The following is a 25,632-nucleotide window of genomic DNA, read 5'->3' on the forward strand; positions in this document are numbered from 1 at the left end:
AACGGTTTTGAACGCGTTCGGTCCGGGCGTGGGCTGCGGGTATGAGCGACAGAGCCGCCCTGCTCACGGGCATCCGCGTCTGGTCGGTCCTCTTCGTCGTGTGCCTCGTGCTGAGCGGGGCCACCGCGTTCCCCCTGGTGCACGAGTTGCGCCGGACCGACGGCGCGCTGCGCGCGCGGCCGGAAGATCCGCACCGCGGCCTGGTGCGCGTACGTGTCCCCGGTCACCTTCTCGATGAGCATGCCGAGCACCGTGTAGTGGATGTTGCCGTACTCCTGCCGGGTGCCCGGGGCGTGTGCCGGGCCCTGCGCGACGGAGGCCGCCACCACCTGCCGGGGCGTCAGCGTCTCGAAGCGGTGCGGGTAGCCGTCCTCGACGGTGTCGCCGAGGGACGCTCCCGGACGCAGACCGCTGGTGTAGTCGAGCAGCTGCCGCCCGGTGATGGGCGCGAACGCGTCCGTGAGCAGGCCCGGCAGGTACCGCTGCACGGTGCCGTCCAGGTCGATCCGGCCCTCCGCGGCCAGCTGGAGCACGATCGACGCGGTGACCACCTTCGTCACCGACCCGGCCCGGAACCGCCCGTTCTCCAGCGCCGGGGCCCCGGTCCGGATGTCCCGCACGCCGGCCGTCCCACGCCAGCTCCCGTCCCCGCCGACGCGCAGCAGCGCGGCGGTGGCCTCCTGGTCGGGGAGCCCGGCGACGGCGGCGGCGAGGGCCTCGGTGTCCGGGCCCTCGCCGAGGCGCGGGCGGAGGCCCGCGCCGCCGGGGCCGCGGACGCCGGCACGGACAGCGGGCCGGCGGCCAGCGCGGCGACGAGACCGGCGGCCAGGAGGAGGGAGTGGCTGTTCCGGCGCATGCGGGACTCCTTGGGGAGATCGGGAAGAGGACGCGGGATCATCCTCCGGCGCCGGGAGCGGAGGACGGATCGTCACCGAGGAGGTCATGCGACCCCCGCCCGTCCCGGAGCAACCTCCCCTTTCCTGCCGGGAGTTGCCAGGGTTCGCCCCTACGGGAGCCCGTGTCCCGCCGGAGTCACCGGGCTCACCGGAGGGTGGAGCGCAGGGCGTGCAGGACGTCGATCCGGTTCGTCGTGATCGAGTCGACGCCCAGGTCCAGCAGCCGGCGCATGGCGCGGCGGGTGTCCGGGGTCCACACCGACAGCAGGTAGCCGTCACGGTGGACCCGGGCGGCCAGCTCCCGGTCGACCAGCGGGAAGCGGTAGTTGAGCCACCGGGGTCGCACCGCCGCGAGCAGCGTGGGCCGCGGCGGCGCCGGCGACGTCCACGTCAGGGCGATCTCGGCGGCCGGATCGGCGGCCCGGACGGCGAGCATCGCCTCGGCGCCCGCGCAGTAGTGGACGCGATCCCCGGCACCGTGCTCCCGGACCACGTCCACGACCCGCTGTGCCGTCCGCCGGTCGGGCCGCCCGCACAGGTCCAGCATCACCCGGGCCTCGCCCGTCGCGGCCAGCGCCTCCGCCAGCGTCGGCACACCGCCCGCCGTGAGACCGCGCACCTCCTCGGCGGAGAGCGAGCGCAGGGGCCGCTCCACCGACCACAGTCGCTGGAGCGTGTCGTCGTGCAGCAGCACGGGCACGCCGTCCCGGGTGAGCCGTACGTCGATCTCGACGGCGTCCGCGCCCCGGTCGAGCGCGGAACGGAGCGAGTCGGTGGTGTTCTCGCGGAAACGGTAGGGGTCGCCGCGGTGGGCCACGGCGGTCACGGTCTGCATGGCCCCATTGTGGTGGGCGTCAGGAGGCGAGCCTGCCCGCGGTGTAGGTGTCGATCTCCGCGACGATGCGCGCCTTGCCCTCCGCGTCCAGGAACGAGGACTCCACGGCGTTCTTCGCCAGCGCGGCGAGACCACGCTCGTCCAGGCCGAGGAGGCGGGCGGCCACCGCGTACTCGTTGTTCAGGTCGGTACCGAACATCGGCGGGTCGTCCGAGTTGATCGTGACCAGCACCCCGGCGCGCACGAACTCCGCCAACGGGTGCTCCTCCAGGGTGCGGACCGCGCGGGTGGCGATGTTCGAGGTCGGGCACACCTCCAGCGGGATGCGGTGCTCGGCGAGGTGGGCGAGCAGCCGGGGATCGCGCGCGGAGCTGGTGCCGTGCCCGATCCGCTCGGCGCGCAGCTCGGTCAGCGCGTCCCACACCGTCTGCGGGCCGGTCGTCTCACCGGCGTGCGGGACGGAGTGCAGCCCGGCGGCGATGGCCCGGTCGAAGTACGGCTTGAACTGCGGCCGGGGCACGCCGATCTCGGGTCCGCCGAGCCCGAACGACACCAGGCCCTCCGGGCGGACGCCGTCGTCGGTGGCCAGCCGCGTGGTCTCCTCGGCCGCCTCGAGTCCCGCCTCGCCGGGTATGTCGAAGCACCAGCGCAGTACGGTCCCGAACTCCGCCTCCGCCGCCTTGCGGGCGTCCTCGATCGCGGCCATGAACGACCGCTCCTCGATCCCCCGGCGGACGGAGGAGAACGGGGTGATGGTCAGCTCGGCGTACCGCACCTGCTGCCGGGCCAGGTCCCGGGCCACCTCGTAGGTGAGCAGCCGGACGTCCTCCGGGGTGCGGATGAGGTCCACGACCGACAGGTACACCTCGATGAAGTGCCCGAAGTCGGTGAAGGTGAAGTAGTCGACCAGGGCCTCGGGGTCGGTGGGGACCTTCGAGTCGGGGTGGCGGGCGGCCAGTTCCGCGACGATCCGGGGGGACGCGGAGCCGACGTGGTGCACATGCAGCTCGGCCTTGGGCAGGCCGGCGATGAAGGCGTGCAGATCGCCGGCGGCGGTGCCGGTGGTGTCGACGGTGGTGCCGGCGGCGGGTACGGAGCTGTCGGTCAAGGGGTCCTCCCCGGAACGGGCGCCCGCGGGCGACGCTGGTCGTCCGTGGTCCGGGCGCGGTGATCGGCTGATCGGTGACGCGGGATCATCGTAGGCCCCGGGCGGCGGCCTCCCGGTGTGCCCGTAGCATGACGGGACGTCCAGCGAAGGGGCCCTTCCACCATGTCCGACGAGGTGCCGCGGTCCGCGGCGGGGGAGCGGTCCGCCGGGAAGCCCCGGGTCAGCCTGGACAAGGGCGCGGCGCAGGCGGCGCCGGACACGGAGGGAGCGCCTCTCCCCGCTCCCGTCGCCGGCCCGGAACGGGCTTCCGGCCAGGACCGCCGGACGCGGGCCTCGGCCCCCGCCCCCACGCCGTGGGCGAGCCCGGCCCCTACGAATGCCCCCTCCGCACCGACGCCCCCGACGCCCCCGACGCCCGAGCCGAACCCACTCACCCCGCTGTCCCCGAACGCCGCCCCCCAGGGCGACCCGTTCGCGCCGCCGGCCCCGGCCCCGCAGGGCGACACGGCCGCGCCGCGGTCCAACTCCCCGGCCCCCCAGCCGAACCCCTTCGCGCCGCCCGCCCCGGCCCCCGCCCCGCACGGTGGCCCCTTCACGCTGCCGGCGCCCGCGCCCTTCCCTCCGCAGCCGTACCCCTACGCCCCGCACGGGTCTCCCGACGCCCGGCCCGGGGCGGTGGAGAACGTGCCGCCGCCGCCCATCGCGCCCGGTGGGCCGGGACAGGTGCCGTACGGCTACCCGGGGACGGGGCCGGCGTACGGCTACCCGGGGACGGGGCCGGCGTACGGCTACCCGGGCCACCCGTCCGCCCCGTACGGCGCCGGTCAGCCCTGGCCCGGCACGCAGCCGGAGCCGGGCAACGGCATGGGGACGGCCTCGCTGGTGCTGGGCATCATCGCGGCGGCCGGCTTCCTGTTGTGGCCGGTGGCCCTGATCCTCGGGGTCCTCGCGGTGATCTTCGGCGCGGTGGGCAGGTCCAAGGCCCGGCACGGCGAGGCGACCAACCCGGGGGTGGCCCTGGCCGGCATCATCTGCGGTGCCGCCGGGTTCGTGCTGGCGGCGGGCGTGCTGGTGCTCGCCTTCGCGACGTACACCTGACGGACCCACCCCGGCGGCCCCGGACCCGCTCAGGCCCCGGCGCCCGCCAGTCTCTCCCGGGCCTCCATGAGGGCGAAGCCGAGCAGGTTCCGTCCGCGCCAGCGCTCCGGGTCGCCCGCCGCGTCGTCGTCCGCCGCCAGGCCTATGCCCCACACCCGGTCGACGGGGCTGGCCTCCACCAGGACCCGGTCGCCGGTGCCGAGGAGGTACTGGAGCAGGTTCCCGTCGGCCGCGAACTTGTGCAGGCTGCCCTCGACCACGATCCGGAAGCGCTCCCGCTCCCAGGCCGTGTCGTCGAAGCCCCGCACCAGCCGGCCGGCCTTCTTCGCCTCGGCGGGATGCTCCGCGGCCAGCACCCGCCGCTCCGCCTCCGCGTCCCCGAACAACCGGGCCTTGCCGGCCATCATCCAGTGCTCGGCCGTCGCGTACTCCACACCGTCGACCACGAACGGTGACGGCCACCACTGGCTGAGACAGCCGGCGCCTATCCGGCCGTCGGGCCGCGGCCGGTGCCCCCAGAAGTGCAGGTACTTGATCCGGGACCCTGCCCGGACCTCTCTGATCAGGGCTTCCAGCCCGTCGATCTTCCCCATGCACGCGAGTGTGGCACGCACCACTGACACTCCGTCCGCCCTTTTCCCTTCCGACTCGACACCTGGTCGACAGATTCCGTCGCGTAACCAAAAGGCAACAACGGAATCACTTGTTGACGACCACTCCCTCTGTCAGGATCGGCACTCAATTCGAGCTTGAGCCACGCCACCCACCCATCCGGGACGGGGTGAACGGCGGAGGAGAGCGACATGCACAATCCGGGCAACGCCACCCCGGAAGGGCCCTGTACGGAGGAGCGTTTCCCCGCGCAGGACCGCTTCGCGGCCGGCGCGCAGTTCATCGCCGGCTGGCCCGCCCGGGGCACCTCGGGACACACCCACACCGTGGTCGACCCCGCGAGCGGCGAGGGGGTGTACACGTACGAACTGGCCGGTGCCGACGACGTCGACGCGGCCGTCGCCGCCGCGCGCGCCGCCTTCCCGGGCTGGGCCGCCGCGACACCGGGCGAGCGCTCGGACGCCCTGCACCGGTTCGCCGCCGTGCTCGCCGACCGCGCCGAGGACCTCGCCCGTGCCGAGTCCCTCCAGTGCGGCAAGCCGCTCAAGCTCACCCGCGAGTTCGACGTGCCGGGCACCCTCGACAACACCGCGTTCTTCGCGGGCGCCGCCCGGCACCTCCAGGGGCAGTCCGCCGGCGAGTACTCCGGCGACCACACCTCCTACGTGCGGCGCGAGCCCATCGGTGTCGTCGGGTCGATCGCCCCCTGGAACTACCCGCTCCAGATGGCCGCGTGGAAGATCCTCCCGGCGGTCGCCGCGGGCAACACCGTCGTGCTGAAGCCCGCCGAGCTGACCCCGCTGACCTCACTGCTCTTCGCCCGGGCGGCCACCGACGCGGGGATCCCGGACGGAGTGATCAACATCGTCACCGGCACCGGGCGGGAGGCCGGGGAGCACCTGGTCGGCCACCCGGACGTGGCCATGACCTCCTTCACCGGCTCCACCGCCGTCGGCAAGCGGGTCGCCGAGATCGCCACCACCACCGTCAAGCGGCTCCACCTGGAGCTGGGCGGCAAGGCGCCCTTCGTAGTCTTCGACGACGCCGACCTGGAGGCCGCCGTGCACGGCGCGGTCGCCGGCGCGCTCATCAACACCGGCCAGGACTGCACGGCCGCCACGCGCGCCTACGTCCAGCGCCCGCTGTACGAGGCGTTCGTCGAGCGGACGGCCGCGCTGATGGAGACCGTGCGGCTCGGGGACCCGTTCGCGCCCGGTACCGACCTAGGGCCGCTGATCTCGCACGTCCACCGCGACCGCGTCGCCGCGTTCGTGGACCGGGCGCGTACCTACGCGAGCGTGGTGACCGGCGGCGAGGCCCCCGGCGGAGACCTCGCGAAGGGCGCCTACTACCGGCCCACGCTGATCGCCGGCGCCCCGCAGGACAGCGAGGCCGTGCAGGCCGAGATCTTCGGCCCGGTTCTGGTCGTCCTGCCGTTCGACGGTGATGATGAGGGCGTCCGGCTGGCCAACGACACCCCCTACGGCCTCGCCGCCTCCGCGTGGACCCGCGACGTCTACCGCGCGAACCGTGCCACCCGCGAGATCCGGGCGGGCTGTGTGTGGATCAACGACCACATCCCGATCATCAGCGAGATGCCGCACGGAGGGTACAAGGCCTCCGGCTTCGGCAAGGACATGTCGACGTACTCGTTCGAGGAGTACACGCAGGTCAAGCACGTAATGTTCGACAACACGGCGGTGGCGCGGAAGGACTGGCACCGCACGATCTTCGGGGACCGCTAGCGACGACGAGGCCAGTGACCGGGCCGATCCCTCCCGAAAGGGCACCACGCGCATGGAGCAGTACGAGCCGGACCGCCTGACCCCGCCGCAGGTCGCGGCCGTGCGGCGCAGCCTCCGCAACGGCAGGGCAGCGCTGACCCGCAGGTCACTGCTGCGGGCGTCCGCGGGCGGCGCGCTCGCGGCCGGCGGCCTCGGGGCGCTGAGCGCCTGCGGCATCCCCGCGGCGGGCATGACCCGGGGCGGCACCTCCGCGGAGGACCACTCGGCCGCCGAGAAGGTGGTGAACTTCTCGAACTGGACCGAGTACATCGACGTCGACGACAAGGGCAAGGGCCACCCGACGCTCGACGCCTTCCGGCGGCGGACCGGGATCACGGTCCGGTACACCGAGGACATCAACGACAACAACGAGTTCTTCGGCAAGATCAAGCCGCAGCTCGCCGCGGGCCAGGACACCGGACGGGACATCATCGTCCTGACCGACTGGCTGGCCGCCCGGCTCATCCGCCTCGGCTGGGTGCAGAAACTGGACCCGTCGAACCTGCCGCACGCCTACCGCAACCTGTCGGCCCAGTTCCGCGACCCGGACTGGGACCCGGGGCGGGCGTACTCCTACCCGTGGCAGGGCATCTCCACCGTGATCGCCTACAACAAGAAGGCGCTCGACGGCATCGAGGTCACCTCGGTCTCCGACCTGCTGGACAACCCCCGGCTCAAGGGGCGCGTCGGCTTCCTGTCGGAGATGCGCGACTCCGTCGGCATGACCCTGCTCGACATGGGCAAGGACCCGGGCAAGTTCACCGACGACGACTTCGACGCGGCCACGGCCCGTCTCCAGAAGGCCGTCGACAAGGGCCAGATCCGCCGTTTCACCGGCAACGACTACACCTCCGACCTCGCCAAGGGCGACTTCGCCGCCTGTCTGGCCTGGGCGGGCGACGTCGTCCAGCTCAAGGCGGACAGCCCCGACGTCGACTTCGTCGTCCCGGACAGCGGCTACATGACGTCGACCGACAACATGTGCGTACCGAACCGGGCGCGCCACAAGACGAACGCCGAGCGGCTCATCGACTTCTACTACGAGCCCCGGCAGGCCGCGGCGCTCGCCGCGTACATCAACTACGTGACGCCGGTCGACGGGGTGAAGCCGTACCTTGCGAGGATCGACCGGGACGCGGCGGACAACCCGCTGATCGTCCCCGACAAGGCCATGCAGGCCAAGTCCCACGCCTTCCGCTCCCTGAGCCAGAAGGAAGAGACGGCCTACGAAGAGAAGTTCGCGAAGCTCACAGGGGCGTGACGACGACCATGAAGACGACACCGGACAACAGCGGCGACGTGCGCCTCGCCGGCATCTCCAAGACCTACGGCTCCTTCACCGCCGTACACCCGCTCGACCTGACCGTGCCCCAGGGCTCCTTCTTCGCCCTGCTCGGTGCCTCCGGCTGCGGCAAGACCACCACCCTGCGCATGATCGCCGGCCTGGAGGAGCCCACCTCGGGCACGGTCCGCCTCGGCGAGCAGGACGTCACGAACCTGCCGCCGTACAAGCGGCCGGTGAACACGGTCTTCCAGTCCTACGCCCTCTTCCCGCACCTGGACATCTTCGAGAACGTCGCCTTCGGCCTGCGCCGGCGCGGCATCAAGAGCGTGAAGAAGCAGGTCGAGGAGATGCTGGACCTGGTCCAGCTGGGCGAGCAGGCGCGGAAGAAGCCGCACCAGCTCTCCGGCGGCCAGCAGCAGCGCGTGGCCGTCGCCCGGGCCCTCATCAACCACCCGAAGGTGCTCCTCCTCGACGAGCCCCTCGGCGCCCTCGACCTCAAGCTGCGCCGCCAGATGCAGCTGGAGCTGAAGCGCATCCAGACCGAGGTCGGCATCACCTTCGTCCACGTCACGCACGACCAGGAGGAGGCCATGACCATGGCCGACACGGTCGCCGTGATGAACGGCGGCCGGGTCGAGCAGCTCGGCTCGCCGGCCGACCTCTACGAGAACCCGCGGACCACCTTCGTCGCGAACTTCCTCGGCACCTCCAACCTCATCCGCGCCGAGGTCGACGCCCGCAGCGGCGACGACCTCGTGCTCACGGCGGGCGGCGGCAAGCTGGTGCTGCCCCAGGCGCGGTGCTCGGCCCCGACGACGGCCGGCGGCACGGTGCTGGTCGGCATCCGCCCGGAGAAGATCTCCCTCACCCACGCCGACGACGCCGGCTCCGTCCCCGCCGGCCGCAACCGCATCACCGGCACGATCGCCGACGCCAGCTTCATCGGCGTCTCCACGCAGTACGTCATCGACAGCCCCCTCTGCGACGAGCTGTCGGTGTACGTCCAGAACGTCGAGCGCGACGGCCGGCTCGTGCCCGGCGCCGAGGTGGTACTGCACTGGAGCCCGGCGCACACCTTCGGCCTGGACGCGGCGCAGGACATCGACGCGGGCACCGAGGAAGAGGTCGCCGCCTGATGACGACGCTCACCGAGGCACCCCCGCCGCTCGATCCGGCCACCCCGGACAAGAAGCCCCCGCGTGGACGCGGCCGGTTCACGCCGTACTGGCTGCTGCTGCCCGGCCTGCTGTGGCTGGTCGTCTTCTTCGCGCTGCCGATGCTCTACCAGGCCTCCACGTCGGTGCAGACCGGCTCCCTGGAGCAGGGCTACAAGGTCACCTGGCACCTGGCGACCTACTGGGACGCCCTGTCCGAGTACTGGCCGCAGTTCGTGCGCTCCGTCCTGTACGCCGCCGCCGCGACCGTGCTCTGCCTGCTCCTCGGCTACCCGCTGGCCTATCTGATCGCCTTCCGCGCGGGCCGCTGGCGGAACCTGATCATGGTGCTGGTGATCGCGCCGTTCTTCACCAGCTTCCTGATCCGCACCCTCGCCTGGAAGACGATCCTCGCCGACAACGGCCCGGTCGTGCACACCCTGAACTCGCTGCACGTGCTGGCCCTGACCGACTGGCTCGGCTGGACGGCCGGCGACCGGGTGCTCGCCACCCCGCTGGCGGTCGTGTGCGGACTGACGTACAACTTCCTGCCGTTCATGATCCTCCCGCTGTACAGCTCGCTGGAGCGGATCGACGGGCGGCTGCACGAGGCGGCCGGCGACCTGTACGCCAGGCCCTGGACCACCTTCCGCAAGGTGACCTTCCCGCTGTCGATGCCGGGCGTGGTCTCCGGGACCCTGCTGACCTTCATCCCGGCCGCCGGTGACTACGTCAACGCCGAACTCCTCGGCTCCACCGACACCCGCATGATCGGCAACGTCATCCAGACGCAGTTCCTGCGGATCCTGGACTATCCGACCGCGGCGGCCCTCTCCTTCATCCTCATGGCCGCGATCCTGGCCATGGTCACCCTCTACATCCGCCGGTCGGGGACGGAGGACCTGGTCTAAATGCCCCTCGTCAACTGGCTCAAGCGCCGTCTCGTCGTCATCGCGGGACTGCTGACGCTCGCCTACCTGCTGCTGCCGAACGTCATCGTCACGGTCTTCTCCTTCAACCGGCCCAAGGGACGGTTCAACTACGAGTGGCAGCAGTTCTCCACGGACGCCTGGCAGGACCCGTGCGGGGTCGCCGGCATGTGCGGCTCGCTGTCGCTCAGCCTCCAGATCGCCGTCTGGGCGACGATCGGCGCCACCGTCCTCGGCACGATGATCTCCTTCGCGCTGGTCCGCTACCGCTTCCGTGCCCGGGGCGCCGTCAACTCGCTGATCTTCCTGCCGATGGCGATGCCCGAGGTCGTCATGGCCGCCTCGCTGCTCACCCTGTTCCTCAACATGGGCGCCCAGCTCGGCTTCTGGACGATCCTCATCGCGCACATCATGTTCTGCCTGAGCTTCGTCGTCACCGCCGTCAAGGCGCGCGTGATGTCGATGGACCCGCGTCTGGAGGAGGCCGCTCGGGACCTGTACGCCGGTCCCGCGCAGACCTTCCTGCGGGTCACCCTGCCCATCGCGGCACCCGGGATCGCCGCGGGCGCGCTGCTCTCCTTCGCGCTCTCCTTCGACGATTTCATCATCACCAACTTCAACGCCGGTTCGACCGTCACCTTCCCCATGTTCGTCTGGGGGTCGGCACAGCGCGGCACACCCGTGCAGATCAACGTGATCGGAACCGCCATGTTCCTGGTCGCCGTGGTCTTCGTACTGACGTCGATGCTCATCAGCAATCGCCGCAACAAGAACAAGGCATAAGCCCCTGTAGGGAGTTGAAATCATGGCCCCGAGCGCCATGAGCCGTGGCAATGACAACTGGACCGCCTCGCTGGCCGAGGCACAGCCGGTGCCGTACTGGCTGGAGGACCCCGGCAAGCCGCCCGCCGAACCCGCCCTGACCGGCACCGAGACCTGCGACCTGCTGGTCGTCGGCGGCGGCTACAGCGGACTGTGGACGGCGCTCAACGCCAAGGAGCGCGACCCGGGGCGCGACGTGGTGCTGCTGGAGGGCCGCGAGGTGGGCTGGGCCGCCTCCGGCCGCAACGGGGGCTTCTGCGCCGCCTCCCTCACCCACGGGCTGCCCAATGGCCTCGCCCGCTGGCCCGGCGAGATCCAGCGGCTCCAGGAGCTGGGCCTGGCCAACCTCGACGCGATCGAGGCCGCCGTCGCCCGGCACGGCATCGACTGCGACTTCGAGCGCACCGGCGAGATCGACGTCGCCACCGAGACCTACCAGGCCTGGGAGCTGCGCGACTGGCACCGGGAACTGGAGGAGAAGGGACTCGCCGACGGCATCGAGTTCCTGGACGCCGACGCGGTGCGCGAGCAGGTGAACTCGCCGACCTTCGAGGCCGGCCTGTGGGACCGCAGGGGCGTCGCCATGCTGCATCCGGCCAAGCTGGCCTGGGGCCTGAAGCAGGCGTGCGTCAGGCTCGGCGTCCGGGTCTACGAGCACACCCCCGCGCTCAGCCTGAAGGAGTACGGCGGCGGCATGGCCGTGTCCACGCCCTACGGCGCGGTCCGCGCCCGCAGGGTGGCGCTCGGCACGAACATCTTCCCCAACCTGCTGCGGCGCGTGCGGTCGTACACCGTCCCCGTCTACGACTACGCGCTGATGACCGAACCGCTCACCTCCGCCCAGCTCGCGGACATCGGCTGGAAGAACCGGCAGGGACTGGGCGACAGCGCCAACCAGTTCCACTACTTCCGGCTCTCCGCCGACAACCGCGTCCTGTGGGGCGGCTACGACGCTATCTACCCCTACGGCGGCCGGGTCCGCGCCGAGTACGACGACCGGCCCGAGACGTACGCCAAGCTCGCGGGTCACTTCTTCACCTGCTTCCCGCAGCTGGAGGGCGTCCGCTTCACCCACGCCTGGGGCGGCGCGATCGACACCTGCTCCCGCTTCTCGGCGTTCTTCGGCACCGCACACCGGGGCCGCGTGGCCTACGCGGCCGGCTACACGGGCCTCGGTGTCGGCGCGACCCGCTTCGGCGCGGACGTCATGCTGGACCTGCTGGACGGGGAGCGCACCGAGCGGACCGAGCTGGAGATGGTCCGCCGGAAGCCGCTGCCGTTCCCGCCGGAGCCCTTCGCCTGGACCGGGATAGCCCTCACCAAGTGGTCCCTGGCCCGCGCGGACGCCCACGGCGGCCGCCGCAACCTGTGGCTGCGGACGATGGACCGGCTCGGTCTGGGCTTCGACAGCTGAGGCCGCCGCTCCGGGAGGTCCCGGCCGCGGCCCCGGCCGTGTGACGAAGTGCCGGGGACCCGCGTAATGCTCGGGCCCGACCTCCCTCTCCCGTGTGACGCGACCGCGTCGGACGAGAGAGGGAGGTTTTCCATGACCGGGCCGAAGACGGCGGTCGAATGGCTGGCATCCGTCGCACCGGACCCCGCGGCCTGCCGCTGGGAGTGGGAACGCAACCCCCTCGGGGTCGCCCTGCTGCCCGCCGGCAGGGCGTGGGACGTCCTCATCCTGCCGGGCGACCTCGGCTACCCGACCCTGGACGTGCTCACCCGCATGCTCGACCGGCCCGGCCCGGTCCTCGCCGACTTCGGCGACAGCCGGGTCGGCTTCCTCGTGCCGCCGGGCACCGCGGCCCGCTGGCTCGGCACCGGTGTCCGTACCGCCGGGTCCGGCACCTGGATCGTCGTGCCGCATCCCGGGCGGGCGGCCCGGGGCGCGCGCTGGCTGGTGCCGCCGGACGGCTCGGGGACGCTGACCGATCCTGCGCTGCTGGAACTGGCGATGCACGCGGCGGTGGCGGGGCCGGCCGGGGGGCGGCGCGTGGACGGCTGACGCCCGGACACCTTGACAACCGGATTGGTCTGGACCAAATTGTGTGCGCTCCGCCCCGTCAACTCCCCAGACCCCGGAGGCTCTTGTGGACCGCCCCAGACGTCCCGGCCCCGTCCTCACCGTGCTCACGGCCGCACTGCTGGCCGTGCCCGGTCTCACCGCGCTCTCGTCGGCCGCCCGCGCGGCCGACGGGGCGGACACCGACATAGCCGTCAACGGCGGCTTCGAGTCCGGCCTGACCGGCTGGACCTGCACGGCCGGCACGGTCGTCGACTCTCCCGTGCACAGCGGGAAGGCCGCCCTCCAGGCGACCCCCGCGGGTGGCGACAACGCCCAGTGCGCCCAGACGGTGACCGTCCAGCCCGACGCGCAGTACACCCTGTCCGGTTACGTCCGCGGCTCCTACGTCTACCTCGGCGCCACCGGCACCGGCACCACCGACGTCTCCACCTGGACCCAGTCCGCCCCCGACTGGCAGAAGCTGACCACCACCTTCCGCACCGGCCCCACGACCACCAAGGTCACGATCAACACCCACGGCTGGTACGGCACCGGCGCCTACGGAGCCGACGACATCACCCTCGTCGGCCCCGGCGGCAGCGGCACCGGACAGCCGCCCGCCGCCCCCACCGGACTGCGCACCACCGACGTCACCTCGTCCTCCGTCGGCCTGAGCTGGTCGGCGGTGACCGGCGCCACCGGCTACGCCGTCTACCGCGACGGCGCCAAGGTCCAGACGCCGACCGGCACGTCGGCGACCGTCTCCGGCCTCACCGCCTCGACCGCCTACAGCTTCCAGGTCGCGGCCGTCAACGCCGCCGGCGAGTCCGCGAAGTCCGCGGCCGTGACCGCCACGACCGGCGCGGGCACCGGTGGCGGCGGTGGCGGGGCCGGTCTGCCCACCCACGCCCTCGTCGGCTACCTCCACGCCAGCTTCGCCAACGGCGCCGGCTACACCCGGCTCGCGGACGTCCCCGACAGCTGGGACGTCATCGACCTGTCCTTCGGTGAGCCCACCTCCGTCACCTCCGGCGACATCCGCTTCAACCGCTGCCCGGTCACCGAGTGCCCGAACGTGGAGAGCGACGCCGACTTCAAGGCCGCGGTCAAGGCCAAGCAGGCGGCCGGCAAGAAGGTGCTGATCTCCATCGGCGGCCAGAACGGCCAGGTCCAGCTCACCACCACCGCGGCCCGCGACACCTTCGTCGCCTCGGTCTCGAAGATCATCGACACCTACGGCCTCGACGGCCTGGACGTCGACTTCGAGGGCCACTCGCTGTCCCTCAACACCAACGACACCGACTTCAGGAACCCCACCACCCCCGTGATCGTCAACCTGATCTCGGCGCTCAAGACCCTGAAGGCCAAGTACGGCGCCAAGTTCGTCCTGACCATGGCCCCCGAGACCTTCTTCGTGCAGAACGGCTACCAGTACTACGGCACCGGCAAGTGGGGCGGCCAGGACCCGCGCTGCGGCGCCTACCTCCCCGTGATCCACGCCCTGCGCGACGACCTCACCCTGCTCCACGTCCAGGACTACAACTCGGGTCCCATCATGGGCCTGGACAACCAGTACCACTCCATGGGCGGCGCCGACTTCCACATCGCCATGACCGACATGCTCCTCACCGGCTTCCCGGTCGCCGGCGACCCCAACAACGTCTTCCCGCCGCTGCGCCCCGACCAGGTCGCCATCGGCATGCCGGCCTCGACCAACGCCGGCAACGGCTACGTCTCCCCGTCCGAGGTCACCAAGGCCCTGGACTGCCTCACGAAGAAGACGAACTGCGGCTCGTACGCGCCCCACGGGACCTGGCCCGGCCTGCGCGGTCTGATGACCTGGTCGGTGAACTGGGACCGCTACGCGAACTGGGAGTTCCAGAAGAACTTCGACGCCTACTTCGGCTGACCACCACGGTGAGGGCGGTCAGCAGCACCGTGCCCAGGCACCAGCCGGCCACCACGTCCAGCGGCCAGTGCCAGCCCCGGCGGACCAGGCCGTACGACACCCCGAGGACGAGCGCCGCACAGGCGCCCACCAGCAGGCGGCGGGCGGCGGGGGAGCGCAGCCGGGGCAGCAGGACCAGGGTCGCGGAGCCGTACGCGACCACCGCCGTCACCGTGTGGCCGGACGGGAAGTAGCCGGTCGCCGGGGGCACCACGGGTGTCCCCGGCCGGCCGGTGAGCTCCTTCAGCGGCACGACGAACGCCGGGACCAGCGCCATCGCCACGGCCGCGGCCAGCGGCGGCAGCCACCACCGGTCCGTGCCGGCGGCCCGGCCCCGCCGGGCCGCGTACCCGAGGGCCGCGGCGAGCGCGACCACGGCGACCTGCACGTTGCCGAGGTCGGAGAGGAGTTCGGAGCAGCGGTCCGGGTGGACCAGCGCCCGGCTCAGCCGGGCGTCCAGCACCAGCAGCGGACCGTGCGTCACCACCTGCCAGGTGATCAGCGCGAACAGGACGGCCGCGAGGGCCGGGACACCGGGGAGCAGGACGCGGCGGACGGGAGTCGACACGGCGACCAGCTTCGCAGACGGCCCGCGGGGAAAGAGGCCGGCCGTCCCGGAACGAGGGGGGGTCGTTCCGGGACGGCCGGCAGGACCGGAACGTCGCGCGCCCCGGGGGGTTTGGGGCGGCGACCGTCCGATCGGTGAGGAGATCCGGGAGCCGTCAGCCACCGGATCTGTGCGCGAGGGCACGACCAGGTCGAAGTCGGGGAAACCTCGGCCCGGCACCGCCCACAGTCCCCTGTGGGCGGGGTGTATCTCTCATCGGGGACGAACCTACGGCAGGCCGGGGCGCTTGGGCAGACGGAATCGGGTCCCGCCATCCACCCCGCACACCTTCTTCACACGGCCTGCCGCAGGCACCCGACACAGGTGCGAACGAATCGCTCGACTGTGCGGCTCAGACGCCCGCGAAGGCCTGCTCGATGATGTCGAGGCCCTCGCCCAGCAGGTCCTCGCCGATGACGAGCGGGGGCAGGAAGCGCAGCACGTTGCCGTAGGTGCCGCAGGTCAGGACCAGCAGGCCCTCGGCGTGGCACGCCTTGGCCACCGCGGCGGTGGCCTCCGGGTTCGGCTCCTTGGTGGCGCGGTCCTTGACCAGCTCGACGGCGATCATCGCGCCCCGGCCGCGGACGTCACCGATGACGTCGAACTTCTCGGCCATGGCGGTGAGGCGGCCCTTCATGACCTCCTCGATGCGCTTGGCCCTGCCGTTGAGGTCCAGCTCCTTCATGGTCTCGATGGCACCGAGCGCGCCCGCGCAGGCCACCGGGTTGCCGCCGTAGGTGCCGCCGAGGCCGCCGGCGTGCGCGGCGTCCATGATCTCCGCGCGGCCGGTGACGGCCGCCAGCGGCAGACCGCCGGCGATGCCCTTGGCGGTGGTGATCAGGTCCGGGACGATGCCCTCGTCCTCGCACGCGAACCACTGGCCGGTACGGCAGAAACCGGACTGGATCTCGTCCGCGACGAACACGATGCCGTTGTCGTTGGCGAACTTCACGATCGCCGGCAGGAAGCCCTTGGCCGGCTCGATGAAGCCGCCCTCACCGAGCACCGGCTCGATGATGATCGCGGCGACATTGTCCGGGCCGACCTGCTTGGTGATCTGGTCGATGGCCTGCGCGGCGGCCTCCGGGCCGGCGTTCTCCGCACCGGTCGGCCAGCGGTAGCCGTACGCCACCGGCACGCGGTAGACCTCGGGCGCGAACGGCCCGAAACCGTGCTTGTACGGCATGTTCTTCGCCGTCAGCGCCATGGTGAGGTTGGTCCGGCCGTGGTAACCGTGGTCGAACACGACCACGGCCTGCCGCTTGGTGTACGCACGGGCGATCTTGACGGCGTTCTCGACGGCCTCGGCGCCCGAGTTGAACAGCGCGGACTTCTTGGCGTGGTCGCCCGGGGTCAGCTCGGCCAGCGCTTCGGCGACCTCCACGTAACCCTCGTACGGGGTGACCATGAAACAGGTGTGGGTGAAGTCCGCGAGCTGGGCGGAGGCCCGGCGCACCACGGCCTCGGCGGAGGCGCCGACGCTCGTCACCGCGATACCGGAACCGAAGTCGATCAGCCGGTTGCCGTCGACGTCCTCGATGATGCCGCCGCCCGCGCGGGTGGTGAACACGGGCAGCACGGAGCCCACGCCCTGCGCGACCACGGCGGTACGGCGGGCCTGAAGCTCCTGCGACTTCGGGCCGGGGATGGCGGTGACGACGCGGCGCTCCTGCGGAAGTGCGGTCATGGGGGGCTCCCTGATGATCTTGCGTACCGGGCGGTCCCGGGCGGTTCCGGGCGGTGCGTTTTCGGACGCATACCTTCTTTTCTCGCAGGCTAAGACCGCTCCCGCGGGGTGGGCATGCTCCATGTGGGCGTTGTCGGCGGAGCCCGTTGTCCGCCGTGGACATAGCCCACCCGGGCGGGTACGGCTCCTTACGGCCACGTAAGCGGTGAACTCCCCGCACCGGGGCGTTAGATTGACTCGCTGACGGCGGACGGACCGGCTGGTCAGGGGGCAGGGCGGATGAACAGCGACGGCACACACGACACGACCCACACCACACCGCTACCACACCCGACGAACCCGCCGGAGACCTACGGCTTGCCGGCCATGCCCACGGTGCCGCCCGGCGTGCCGCCCCGGCCGGACGGCTCGGCGTTCCTGGCCTGGCTGCGGACCCCCCGCCCGGAGGCGGCACCCGGCGTCTGGCGCTTCGGGTACCGGCCCCGGCCCGAGCAGGAGCCCCAGCAGATCCCGACCCGGCAGCTGCTCAGCGGCGCGGTGATCGCCTTCCTGGTGGGCTGGCTGGTGTGGTCACTGCTGTGGAACAACTACCTCGGCGGCTGGTGGGTGCTGCCGCTGGAGCTGTTCACCCCCGACTCCTGGCGCCAGAGCGACGACCGCGTCGGCAACGCGATCCTCTGGTACTCGTACTACACCCTCATCGCCCTCGCCATCCTGCTGGTGGTCGGCCGCATCGGCCGTTGGGGGGAGGTCTGGCGCCGCTACGGCCCGCCCGCCTGGAACCCCGCCGCACCGCAAACCGCACTTCCGGCCACCCCCGAACACGACCCCGCCGCCTGGCCGGAGCTGCGGCAGGCCGGGGCGTACGAGGCCGCCGAGCGGCTGGCCGGTGAGGCGAGGGCCGGGCTGATGCGGGACGTGGACCACGCGAGGATCAGCAGGGCGTGGCAGGCGGTGCGGTCGGGCCGGTTCGCCCTGGCCGCGTTCACCGGGGCGGTGCTCAAGGACGGCGCCGCCGCCTGCCCGCACCCGTCCGGCGACCGGGATCTGCCCGCCCGGCAGGCCCGGCACGATCTGCTCACCGCCCAGGTCCGTCTCGGCACCGCCGCCGACGACCCCCGCAACCCCTACCACTACCGCGGCGCGGGTCTGGCCCTCGGTCCCGACCTGCTCGGCACCTCGCTGCTCGCGGTCGGCCCGGCCGGGTCCGGCAAGACTGGTGCCCTCGTGCGGCCGCTCGCCGAGTCGCTGTGCCTGCACGCCCTCGCCGGCCGGGCGGCGGTCGTGGTGGTCGGCGCGGCGGGCGCCGGGCTCGGTCCGGCCGAGGCCTACGACGTCGTCGTCCGTGTCGGCCATCCCGACTCGGAGCACGATCTCGACCTCTACGGCGGCACCACCGACCCCGACGAGGCCGCCGCCATACTGGCCGAGGCCCTCGTCGGCGACCTCGCCGACCCGCACCCGGGCAGTGACACCCGCCGCTCCACCACCGTCCTTGCCCAGTTGCTCGGCCCCTTCCGGGCCGTCCACGACCGCTTCCCCTCCGTGCCGGAACTCCGGCAGCTCCTCGACGGTGCCCCCGGGCCACTGGCCGCGCTGCGCAAGGCGCTGACCGACACCGGGCACTCCTCACTGCTGCGCGAACTCGACGCGCGGGAGCGGCAGCTGTCCCACCCCGGCGATGTCGGCGCGGTCCTCGCCGACCGGATCGCGCTGCTCGACCGGCCCGCCTTCGCCCAGTTCTTCGACACCTCCGGCGAGAGCCGGCCCTTCTCGCTGCGGGCCCTCGACCACCCGGTCCGGGTGCGCATCGACCTGCCTCAGCGCGGTCACGCCGACGCCTCGCGGATCCTGGCCCGGCTCGTCCTCGCCCAGTTCACCGCCGCCGTGACGGTGCGCGAGGACCGCTCGCTCTTCGCCTGCCTGCTGCTCGACGACGCCTCCGGTGTCGTCACCCCGGAGGCCGTGCGGGGTATCCAGCGGCTGCGCAGCGTCAACGCGGGGACCGTGCTCACCCTGCGAACCCTGGACGACGCGCCACGGCCGTTGCGCGGCCCGCTGCTGGGTGCCACGGGTTGCCGCATGGCGCTGTCGGGGCTCACCCCCTGGGACGGGCAGGACTTCGCCGAGGTGTGGGGCAAGGAGTGGACCGAGACGCGGGACGTCACCGACCGGCAGATCATCGCCGAGACCCCGGCCGGCAAGGCGGTGCACATGCTGCGCCGGGTCATCACCGGGCAGGCGCCGACGGCGCGGGCCGTCACCGTTCGGCAGGTGGAGCGGGAGCGGTGGTCGGCTTCCGAGTTGGCGCATGGGGTGCCGGCGGGGCACGCGGTGCTGTCGCTGACCACCGTGCGCGGCGAGCACGCCCCGCCGCTGCTGGTGGACCTGCGGGGGTGAGGTCCGCCGGGTGATCGTACGGTGAGGCAGAATCGGCGTAGGCCGTTCATACACCGTGGCCAAAAGATCACCCCCTCACCGTGAAGGCGCCATGCCCCCGACTCTCGCCTCGCTCGTCCACCACTCCGCGCTCAAGCTGACCGTGCGCGCGGGTGAGGACCGTCTCGACGTGCCCGTCCGCTGGGCGCACGTCAGCGAGCTGGCCGACCCCGTGCCGTACATGGAGGGCGGCGAGCTGCTGCTGATCACCGCACTGAAGCTGGACGCCGAGAACCCGGAGGCCATGCGGCGGTACGTGCGGCGGCTGTCCGGCGCGGGCGTGGTCGGGCTGGGGTTCGCCGTGGGCGTCAACTACGAGCAGGTGCCCGAGCCGCTCGTCGAGGCCTGCGCGCGGGAGGGGCTGCCGCTGCTGGAGGTGCCCCGCCGCACCCCGTTCCTCGCCATCAGCAAGGCGGTGTCGGCGGCGATCGCCGCCGACCAGTACCGCGCGGTCACGGCGGGTTTCGCCGCCCAGCGCGAGCTGACCCGGCAGGCGCTGAACGCCGGCCCGGAGGGCGTGCTGGGTGTGCTCGCCGCGCAGGTCGACGGCTGGGCCGCGCTGTACGACGCCTCGGGTGCCGTCGTCGCCGCCGCCCCGGACTGGGCCGGCCGGCGGGCCGCCCGGATCACCGCCGAGGTGGAACGGCTGCGGGAGCGGCCCGCCCCCGCCTCCTCCGTCGTCGGCGGACCCGAGCACGAGGACCGGGTGGAACTGCACAGCCTCGGCACCGGCCGCCGCCCGCGCGCCGCGCTCGCCGTCGGTACGGCCGCACCGCTGGGCACCGCCGAGCGGTACGCCGTCCACTCCGCCATCGCCCTGCTCACCCTCACCACCGAACGCTCGCGTTCCCTGCACGCGGCCGAGCAGCGGATCGGCACGGCGGTGCTGCGCATGCTGCTCGCCGGCGAGCCCGACCACGCCCGGGCCGTCGCCGGGGACCTGTACGGCGGGCTGCTCGACGCGCCGTTCCGGATGATCGTGGCCGAGTCCCCGGCCGGCGCGGCGGGCGAACCGCTGGGCGAGCTGGCGGAGGCCGTGGAGTCCGCCGCGGCGCGTTCCGGGGAGGCCGTGCTGGTGGTGCCCGAGGGGGAGCGGCTGGTGGTGCTGGCCGCCGACGAGGGCACGGCGGTGGCCGCGTGCGCCGCGTACGCGACGGCGCGCGAGACCGCGCGGACCGGGCCCGAGCAGGGGCGGGCGGACGAGCACGAACTGGTCGTCGGCCTGTCGGCGCCGGCCGGCCCGACCGCGGCGGCGACGGCGTACAAGCAGGCCGAGCAGGCGCTGTCGGTGGCCCGGCGGCGGGGCCGGGTCCTCGTGGAGCACGAGCGGCTGGCCGCCGGGTCGGTGCTGCCGCTGCTGGCCGACGACGCGGTGAAGGCGTTCGCCGACGGGCTGCTGCGGGCGCTGCGCGAGCACGACGCGACGGGGCGCGGCGACCTGGTGGCCTCGCTGCGGGCGTGGCTGTCCCGGCACGGGCAGTGGGACGCGGCCGCGGCCGACCTCGGTGTCCACCGGCACACCCTGCGGTACCGGATGCGCCGGGTCGAGGAGATCCTCGGGCGCAGCCTGGACGACCCGGACGTGCGCATGGAGCTGTGGCTGGCCCTGAAGACGACGTCGGCCGAGTGACGCCCAGGAGGCGGGGGCGCCGGGCCCACCCCGCCAAACCGGCGCACCCCCCGACCCGAGTGGTACGACACGGACAAGCGACCGGCCGGCGGTGCCGTCCTACCGTGGAGCACGCAAGCCAAGTACACCCCCCAACGCGGAAGGGCCGGGACTCGTAGATGACTTCCACCCATGCCTTCTGGCTCGCCGGCCGCCAGGTCACCGGCGAGGACACCTTCGACGTGACCTCCCCGTGGGACGGCCGGCTCGTCGCGAAGGTCGGCGTGCCGACCGACGCCCAGGTCGAGGAGGCCGTGGCCGCCGCGTACGCCGTGCGGGACGAGTTCGCCGCCACCCCGGCGCACGTGCGCGCCGCCGCCCTGGACCACGTCAGCAGGCGGCTGGCCGAGCGCACCGAGGAGATCGCCCAGCTGATCTCCGCCGAGAACGGCAAGCCGATCAAGTGGGCCCGGGGCGAGGTCGGCCGCGCCGTCTCCGTGTTCCGGTTCGCAGCCGAGGAGGCTCGCCGGTTCAACGGCGGCGAGGCCCAGCGGCTCGACACCGACGCCGGCGGCCAGGGCCGGCTGGCGCTCACCCGCCGCTTCCCGAAGGGTGTCGTGCTCGGCATCGCGCCGTTCAACTTCCCGCTGAACCTGTGCGCCCACAAGGTCGCCCCGGCGATCGCCGCCGGTGCGCCGATCATCCTGAAGCCGGCCCCGGCCACGCCGCTGTCCGGGCTGATCCTCGGTGACCTGCTGGCCGAGACCGAGCTGCCCGCCGGCTCCTGGTCGATCCTCCCGGTCGCCAACGACCGCATGCCCGCCCTCGTGCAGGACGAGCGGCTGCCGGTGATCTCCTTCACCGGGTCCGAGAAGGTCGGCTACGCGATCATGGACTCGGTGCCGCGCAAGCACTGCACGCTGGAGCTGGGCGGCAACGGAGCGGCGGTCGTCCTCGGCGACTACGCCTCCGACGCCGACCTGGACTGGGCCGCGACCCGCATCGCGACCTTCTCCAACTACCAGGGCGGCCAGTCCTGCATCTCGGTGCAGCGGGTGATCGCCGACGCGTCGGTGTACGACCGGCTGCTGCCGCGCATCGTCGCCGCCGTCGAGGCCCAGGTCACCGGCGACCCCGCCGACGACAAGACGGATGTCGGCCCGCTGGTCAGCGAGGACGCCGCCCGGCGGGTGGAGTCCTGGGTGGACGAGGCCGTCTCGGCGGGCGCGCGGCTCCTGACCGGCGGCACGCGCGACGGCGCCTCCTACGCGCCGACCGTCCTCGCCGACGTACCGGCCGACACCACCATCGCCTGCGAGGAGGTCTTCGGACCGGTCCTCACCGTGCGGAAGGTGGACGGCGAGGCCGAGGCGTTCGACGCGGTCAACGACTCCAAGTACGGCCTCCAGGCGGGCGTGTTCACCCACGACCTCCAGGTCGCCTTCCGCGCCCACCGCGCCCTCGAGGTCGGCGGTGTGGTGATCGGCGACGTGCCGTCCTACCGCGCCGACCAGATGCCGTACGGCGGCGCCAAGCAGTCCGGTGTGGGCCGCGAGGGCGTCCGGTTCGCGATGGAGGACTACACCTACGAGCGCGTGCTGGTCCTCACCGGTCTCGCGCTCTGACCTGCCACGGACAGGTCGGAACGGCAACGGCCGCAGCCCACTGTGCGGGGGCTGCGGCCGTTGCCGTGTCCGCCGCCGCGGCCCCTCCGCCGCCGCGGCCCCTCCGCCGCCGCGGCCCCTCGGTCGGTTCGGCCGGCTCAGCCGGTGAGAGTGACGTGCGCGAGGCGTAGGGGGCCGCGCAGTGTGAGGCGGACGTCGTGGACGCCCGCCGCGACGAGCCCGGCGGTGCGGGTGGTGTAGGCGTACGGGCCGGCGGTCGGGGTGTCCAGGGTGAGGGTGGCCAGCACCGGGCCGTCGTCCAGGGACAGCTCCAGGCTGCCCTCGCCCGCCAGTTGCGCGGTCACCGCGGTCACTGCGGTACCGAAGTCGCAGTCCCGGTAGAGGAGTTCGGCGGTGCCCTCCCGGGCCGGGGTCACCGCGTCGCCCGCCGTCCGGGTCCGGTCCACGATCACGGCGCCGGACTGCTCGTCGAAGTCGGCGGCGGACAGGCCCCGCCGCCGCACCGGCCGGGGGGTGGGCGGCCGGCCTCCCGGGCGGACGGTCGTGCGCAGCCGTACGTCCTCGCTGGACGCCCCGACCAGCAGCTCGTACTCACCGTCCGTCAGTCGTCGCGCGCCGTGCGCCACGTCCCAGAACTCCAGGGCTGACAGCGGCACTTCGAACGCGATCTCGGCCGTCTCGCCGGGCACGAGGGTGAGCCGGCGGTGGTCCAGCAGTTCACGGCGGGGGCGGGGCACCGAGGGGTCCACGGCCCGGCCGTAGAGCTGGACCACCTCGTCCGCCGGCCGGTCCCCGGTGTTGGTGACGGCGCAGCCCACGTGGACCGCGCCGGCCGCCACGCGGGCCGTCAGGCCGGTGTACGCGAAGGACGCGTACGACAGCCCGTGGCCGAACGGGAAGAGCGGGCTGCCCTCGAAGTACAGGTAGGTCTGCCGGCCGCCGATCACGTCGTAGTCGAGGAGGTCGGGCAGGTCGGCGTCGTCGGCGTACCAGGTCTGGGGGAGGCGGCCGGCGGGGGAGACGTCGCCGGCCAGCACCCGGGCCAGGGCGGTGCCGGCCGCCTGGCCGCCGTGCGCCGTCCACACGGCCGCCGGGAGCGAGGAGGTGTCCACCGCGTACGGGTACGACGACACGAGCACCAGCACCGTGCGCGGGTTGGCCGCCCGGGCCGCGCGCAGCAGCCGCCGCTGGTGCTCCGGCAGCAGCAGTGTCGTCCGGTCCTCGGTCTCGCGGCCGTTGATGTGCGGATCGTTGCCCGCCACGACCACGACGACGTCGGCCTCGCCCGCCACCCGGGCCACCGCGTCCTCGCCCCGTTCCACGGTGACCACCTCGAAGAGGTCGCCCGTGTCGGCAACCCGCACGCCGTCGGCGGCGACTCGGAGGCGACGGCCCGTGCCCAGATGCCCTAGGAGGTGACCGCCGTGGTGCGGTTCCAGGCGGAACGTCTCCTGGACGACCCAGCCGCCGGGCTGGTCGGCGGAGGCCCGGACGAAGCCGTCGTCGGCGACCGAGAGGTACCGGCCGTCGGGGGCGCGCAGGGTCAGCACCCCCTCGCCCCAGTCGGCCAGCGCGAACTCGGTGCCGGTGGCGTCGGTGGTGAGCGGCGGCAGGTCGGTGCGCCCGGACAGCAGCGCGGGGTCCAGCGCGCCCTCGGCACCGCGCGCCTCGTCGGGGGCGTCCACCGCGGGGACGGCGAGGTAGGTGCCGTCCGCCGTCCGCAGCCGGACCCGGTCCACGCCCTCCGCGAACCGCACCCGCTCCGCGCCGAACCGCTCGTACAGGCCCTCCAGCGGGGTGGAGCGGTGCAGCAGGCCGCCGCTGTACCAGTCGAGCCTGCACTCGTCGGCGAGCAGGCCGACGACCGCGAGCCGGGTGTCCGGGGCGAGCGGCAGCAGGTCGCCGTCGTTCTTCAGCAGCACGACCGCCTGCTCGGCCGCCTCCCGCGCGAGCGACCGGTGCGCCGGGGTGTCGAAGGCGCCGGTGCTCGCGTGCGGGTCGAGGAGCGGGTCGAACTCGCCGAGCCGGAACCGGACGGAGAGCTGGCGGCGTACGGCGGTGTCGATGTCCGCCTCCGTCAACAGCCCCCGGGCGAGCGCCCCTTCGATCCGCGCGGTGGTCGGTGTGCCGTCCGTGCCGTGGTCGGTGAAGCTGTCCACGCCGGCCAGCAGGGCGGCCGCGGTGGCCTCCTCGTGGGTGTCGAAGTAGTGCTCGGCGTCGACCAGGTTGGAGGGCGCGCCCGCGTCCGAGCAGACCAGGAGCTCCTCGTCGGTCCAGCCGCGCAGGGGCTCGCGCAGGTACGGCGAGACGTGGTTGGGGCGGCCGTTGACCAGGTTGTAGGCCGGCATCACCCCGGCCACCGTGCCCGCCCGGACCGTGTCCTCGAAGGCGCGCAGGTCGTACTCGTGCAGGACCCGCGGGCGTACCGAGGACGACGAGGTGGCGCGGTCCCGCTCGTTGTTGTGGGCCAGCCAGTGCTTCAGCACCGGCGCGGTACGCCAGTACCGGGGATGGTCGCCGCGCAGGCCGCGGGTGTACGCCGTGGCGATGGCCGAGGTCAGCTTCGGGTCCTCCGCGTAGCCCTCCTCGTTGCGGCCCCACAGCGGGTGGCGCAGCAGGTTGACCGTGGGGGCCCAGACGTTGAGGCCGACCCGATCGTCCCGGGCGCGCATCGCCCGGATCTCCCGGGACACCGCCTCGCCGACCCGCCGTACGAGGTCCGGGTTCCAGGTCGCGCCGAGACCGACGGCCTGCGGGAACACCGTCGCCGGTCCCATCCAGGCCACGCCGTGCAGCGCCTCCTGCCCGGTCCGCCAGGCGGCGACGCCGAGGCGCTCCACGGCGGGCGTGAACTGGTGCAGGAAGGCGATCTTCTCCGCGCGGGTCAGCCGGGCCAGCAGATCCTCGACACGCGTCGCGAACGGCAGGAGCGGATCGCGGAAGGGCGGGGTGGACGGCGGATCGACGGTCACGAGTGGTTCCCCTTGCGAGCGGAGCGGCACGACGCTTTCGAAGCGCTTCGATGCTCAGGTGCTGACGGTCGGCTGTCAAGGTGCGGGATCACAACACCGCCGACTTCACCGCGACTTGACGGGCCTGTTCGACTCCGTTGTGCAGCAACGGAGATCGCACGAATGTTGGTGACGACCCTTGTGCGCCCCCAGACGTTCACTTAACCTCGCAGCAACA

The 25,632-nt window shown here is 72.9% G+C and carries 17 protein-coding genes and 2 pseudogenes; 12 read left to right on the top strand and 7 right to left on the bottom strand.

The genetic code is table 11. The annotated features are described in order from the left end of the window. Positions 1-119: 119 nt before the first annotated feature. The 3 genes and pseudogenes from ACIQVT_RS27015 to ACIQVT_RS27025 form a co-directional block, all read right to left on the bottom strand. A pseudogene (locus tag ACIQVT_RS27015) lies at positions 120-944 on the bottom strand (serine hydrolase domain-containing protein); the annotation flags it as partial. A 97-nt stretch (positions 945-1,041) separates the two neighbouring features. After that, entirely contained in the window at positions 1,042-1,731 is a 690-nt protein-coding gene (locus ACIQVT_RS27020) for a glycerophosphodiester phosphodiesterase (protein ID WP_403759246.1), read from the bottom strand. 19 nt (positions 1,732-1,750) lie between these two features. Then, positions 1,751-2,983 carry an adenosine deaminase gene (locus ACIQVT_RS27025; protein WP_403759475.1) on the bottom strand — a complete coding sequence of 411 codons (1,233 nt, stop codon included), beginning with the start codon at positions 2,981-2,983 and terminating at the stop codon, positions 1,751-1,753. Positions 2,984-3,001: 18 nt separating this feature from the next. Here ACIQVT_RS27025 and ACIQVT_RS27030 point away from each other — a divergent pair, with 18 nt between their 5' ends. After that, on the top strand, positions 3,002-3,937 hold the full coding sequence (locus ACIQVT_RS27030) for a DUF4190 domain-containing protein (protein WP_403759478.1): 936 nt from the start codon (positions 3,002-3,004) through the stop codon (positions 3,935-3,937). A gap of 29 nt (positions 3,938-3,966) precedes the next feature. Here the strand turns inward: ACIQVT_RS27030 and ACIQVT_RS27035 are convergent, their stop codons facing one another. Then, positions 3,967-4,530: an NADAR family protein gene (locus ACIQVT_RS27035; RefSeq protein WP_403759249.1), complete on the bottom strand. Its 564-nt coding sequence runs from the start codon at positions 4,528-4,530 to the stop codon at positions 3,967-3,969. Between the two features lie 210 nt (positions 4,531-4,740). On the opposite strand from ACIQVT_RS27035, the gene ACIQVT_RS27040 reads away from it, so the two are divergent. The 8 genes from ACIQVT_RS27040 to ACIQVT_RS27075 all read left to right on the top strand — a co-directional run bounded on the left by ACIQVT_RS27040 (position 4,741) and on the right by ACIQVT_RS27075 (position 14,437). After that, a complete protein-coding gene (locus ACIQVT_RS27040) occupies positions 4,741-6,294 on the top strand; it encodes a gamma-aminobutyraldehyde dehydrogenase (RefSeq protein WP_403759252.1) in 1,554 nt (517 codons plus the stop codon). 52 nt (positions 6,295-6,346) lie between these two features. Continuing rightward, positions 6,347-7,594, top strand: coding sequence for a spermidine/putrescine ABC transporter substrate-binding protein (locus tag ACIQVT_RS27045; RefSeq protein ID WP_403759255.1), 1,248 nt, complete (start codon positions 6,347-6,349; stop codon positions 7,592-7,594). An 8-nt stretch (positions 7,595-7,602) separates the two neighbouring features. Beyond that, positions 7,603-8,754, top strand: coding sequence for an ABC transporter ATP-binding protein (locus ACIQVT_RS27050; protein WP_403759481.1), 1,152 nt, complete (start codon positions 7,603-7,605; stop codon positions 8,752-8,754). Then, positions 8,754-9,683 carry an ABC transporter permease gene (locus ACIQVT_RS27055; protein ID WP_403759258.1) on the top strand — a complete coding sequence of 310 codons (930 nt, stop codon included), beginning with the start codon at positions 8,754-8,756 and terminating at the stop codon, positions 9,681-9,683. The genes ACIQVT_RS27050 and ACIQVT_RS27055 overlap by 1 nt, the downstream gene beginning before the upstream one ends. Continuing rightward, the gene (locus tag ACIQVT_RS27060; protein WP_403759261.1) at positions 9,684-10,484 is read left to right on the top strand and encodes an ABC transporter permease; all 801 of its coding nucleotides are present in this window, start codon (positions 9,684-9,686) and stop codon (positions 10,482-10,484) included. A gap of 22 nt (positions 10,485-10,506) precedes the next feature. After that, the gene (locus tag ACIQVT_RS27065; protein WP_403759264.1) at positions 10,507-11,937 is read left to right on the top strand and encodes an NAD(P)/FAD-dependent oxidoreductase; all 1,431 of its coding nucleotides are present in this window, start codon (positions 10,507-10,509) and stop codon (positions 11,935-11,937) included. A gap of 132 nt (positions 11,938-12,069) precedes the next feature. Beyond that, the gene (locus ACIQVT_RS27070) at positions 12,070-12,528 is read left to right on the top strand and encodes a hypothetical protein (RefSeq protein WP_403759267.1); all 459 of its coding nucleotides are present in this window, start codon (positions 12,070-12,072) and stop codon (positions 12,526-12,528) included. Positions 12,529-12,613: 85 nt separating this feature from the next. Next, positions 12,614-14,437 carry a chitinase gene (locus tag ACIQVT_RS27075; RefSeq protein WP_403759270.1) on the top strand — a complete coding sequence of 608 codons (1,824 nt, stop codon included), beginning with the start codon at positions 12,614-12,616 and terminating at the stop codon, positions 14,435-14,437. On the opposite strand, the pseudogene ACIQVT_RS27080 reads toward ACIQVT_RS27075, so the two are convergent. Continuing rightward, a pseudogene (locus ACIQVT_RS27080) lies at positions 14,379-15,044 on the bottom strand (phosphatase PAP2 family protein); the annotation flags it as partial. The gene ACIQVT_RS27075 and the pseudogene ACIQVT_RS27080 sit on opposite strands and share 59 nt — an antisense overlap. 391 nt (positions 15,045-15,435) lie before the next feature. Next, positions 15,436-16,770, bottom strand: a complete 1,335-nt coding sequence (gabT, locus tag ACIQVT_RS27085) for a 4-aminobutyrate--2-oxoglutarate transaminase (RefSeq protein WP_403759273.1) — start codon at positions 16,768-16,770, stop codon at positions 15,436-15,438. A 279-nt stretch (positions 16,771-17,049) separates the two neighbouring features. On the opposite strand from gabT, the gene ACIQVT_RS27090 reads away from it, so the two are divergent. From ACIQVT_RS27090 to ACIQVT_RS27100, 3 genes are all read left to right on the top strand, one after another. After that, positions 17,050-19,170 (top strand): ATP-binding protein, encoded by a 2,121-nt coding sequence (locus tag ACIQVT_RS27090; protein WP_403759276.1) that lies wholly within the window; start codon positions 17,050-17,052, stop codon positions 19,168-19,170. A 91-nt stretch (positions 19,171-19,261) separates the two neighbouring features. After that, positions 19,262-20,839: a PucR family transcriptional regulator gene (locus ACIQVT_RS27095; RefSeq protein WP_403759279.1), complete on the top strand. Its 1,578-nt coding sequence runs from the start codon at positions 19,262-19,264 to the stop codon at positions 20,837-20,839. 158 nt (positions 20,840-20,997) lie between these two features. Further along, positions 20,998-22,443 carry an aldehyde dehydrogenase family protein gene (locus tag ACIQVT_RS27100; protein WP_403759282.1) on the top strand — a complete coding sequence of 482 codons (1,446 nt, stop codon included), beginning with the start codon at positions 20,998-21,000 and terminating at the stop codon, positions 22,441-22,443. A 137-nt stretch (positions 22,444-22,580) separates the two neighbouring features. Here ACIQVT_RS27100 and ACIQVT_RS27105 read toward each other — a convergent pair whose 3' ends face one another. Continuing rightward, entirely contained in the window at positions 22,581-25,415 is a 2,835-nt protein-coding gene (locus ACIQVT_RS27105) for a glycoside hydrolase family 3 C-terminal domain-containing protein (protein ID WP_403759285.1), read from the bottom strand. Between the last annotated feature and the right edge of the window lie 217 nt (positions 25,416-25,632).

The organism is Streptomyces sp. NPDC100445 (assembly GCF_044759735.1).
Lineage (GTDB): Bacteria > Actinomycetota > Actinomycetes > Streptomycetales > Streptomycetaceae > Streptomyces.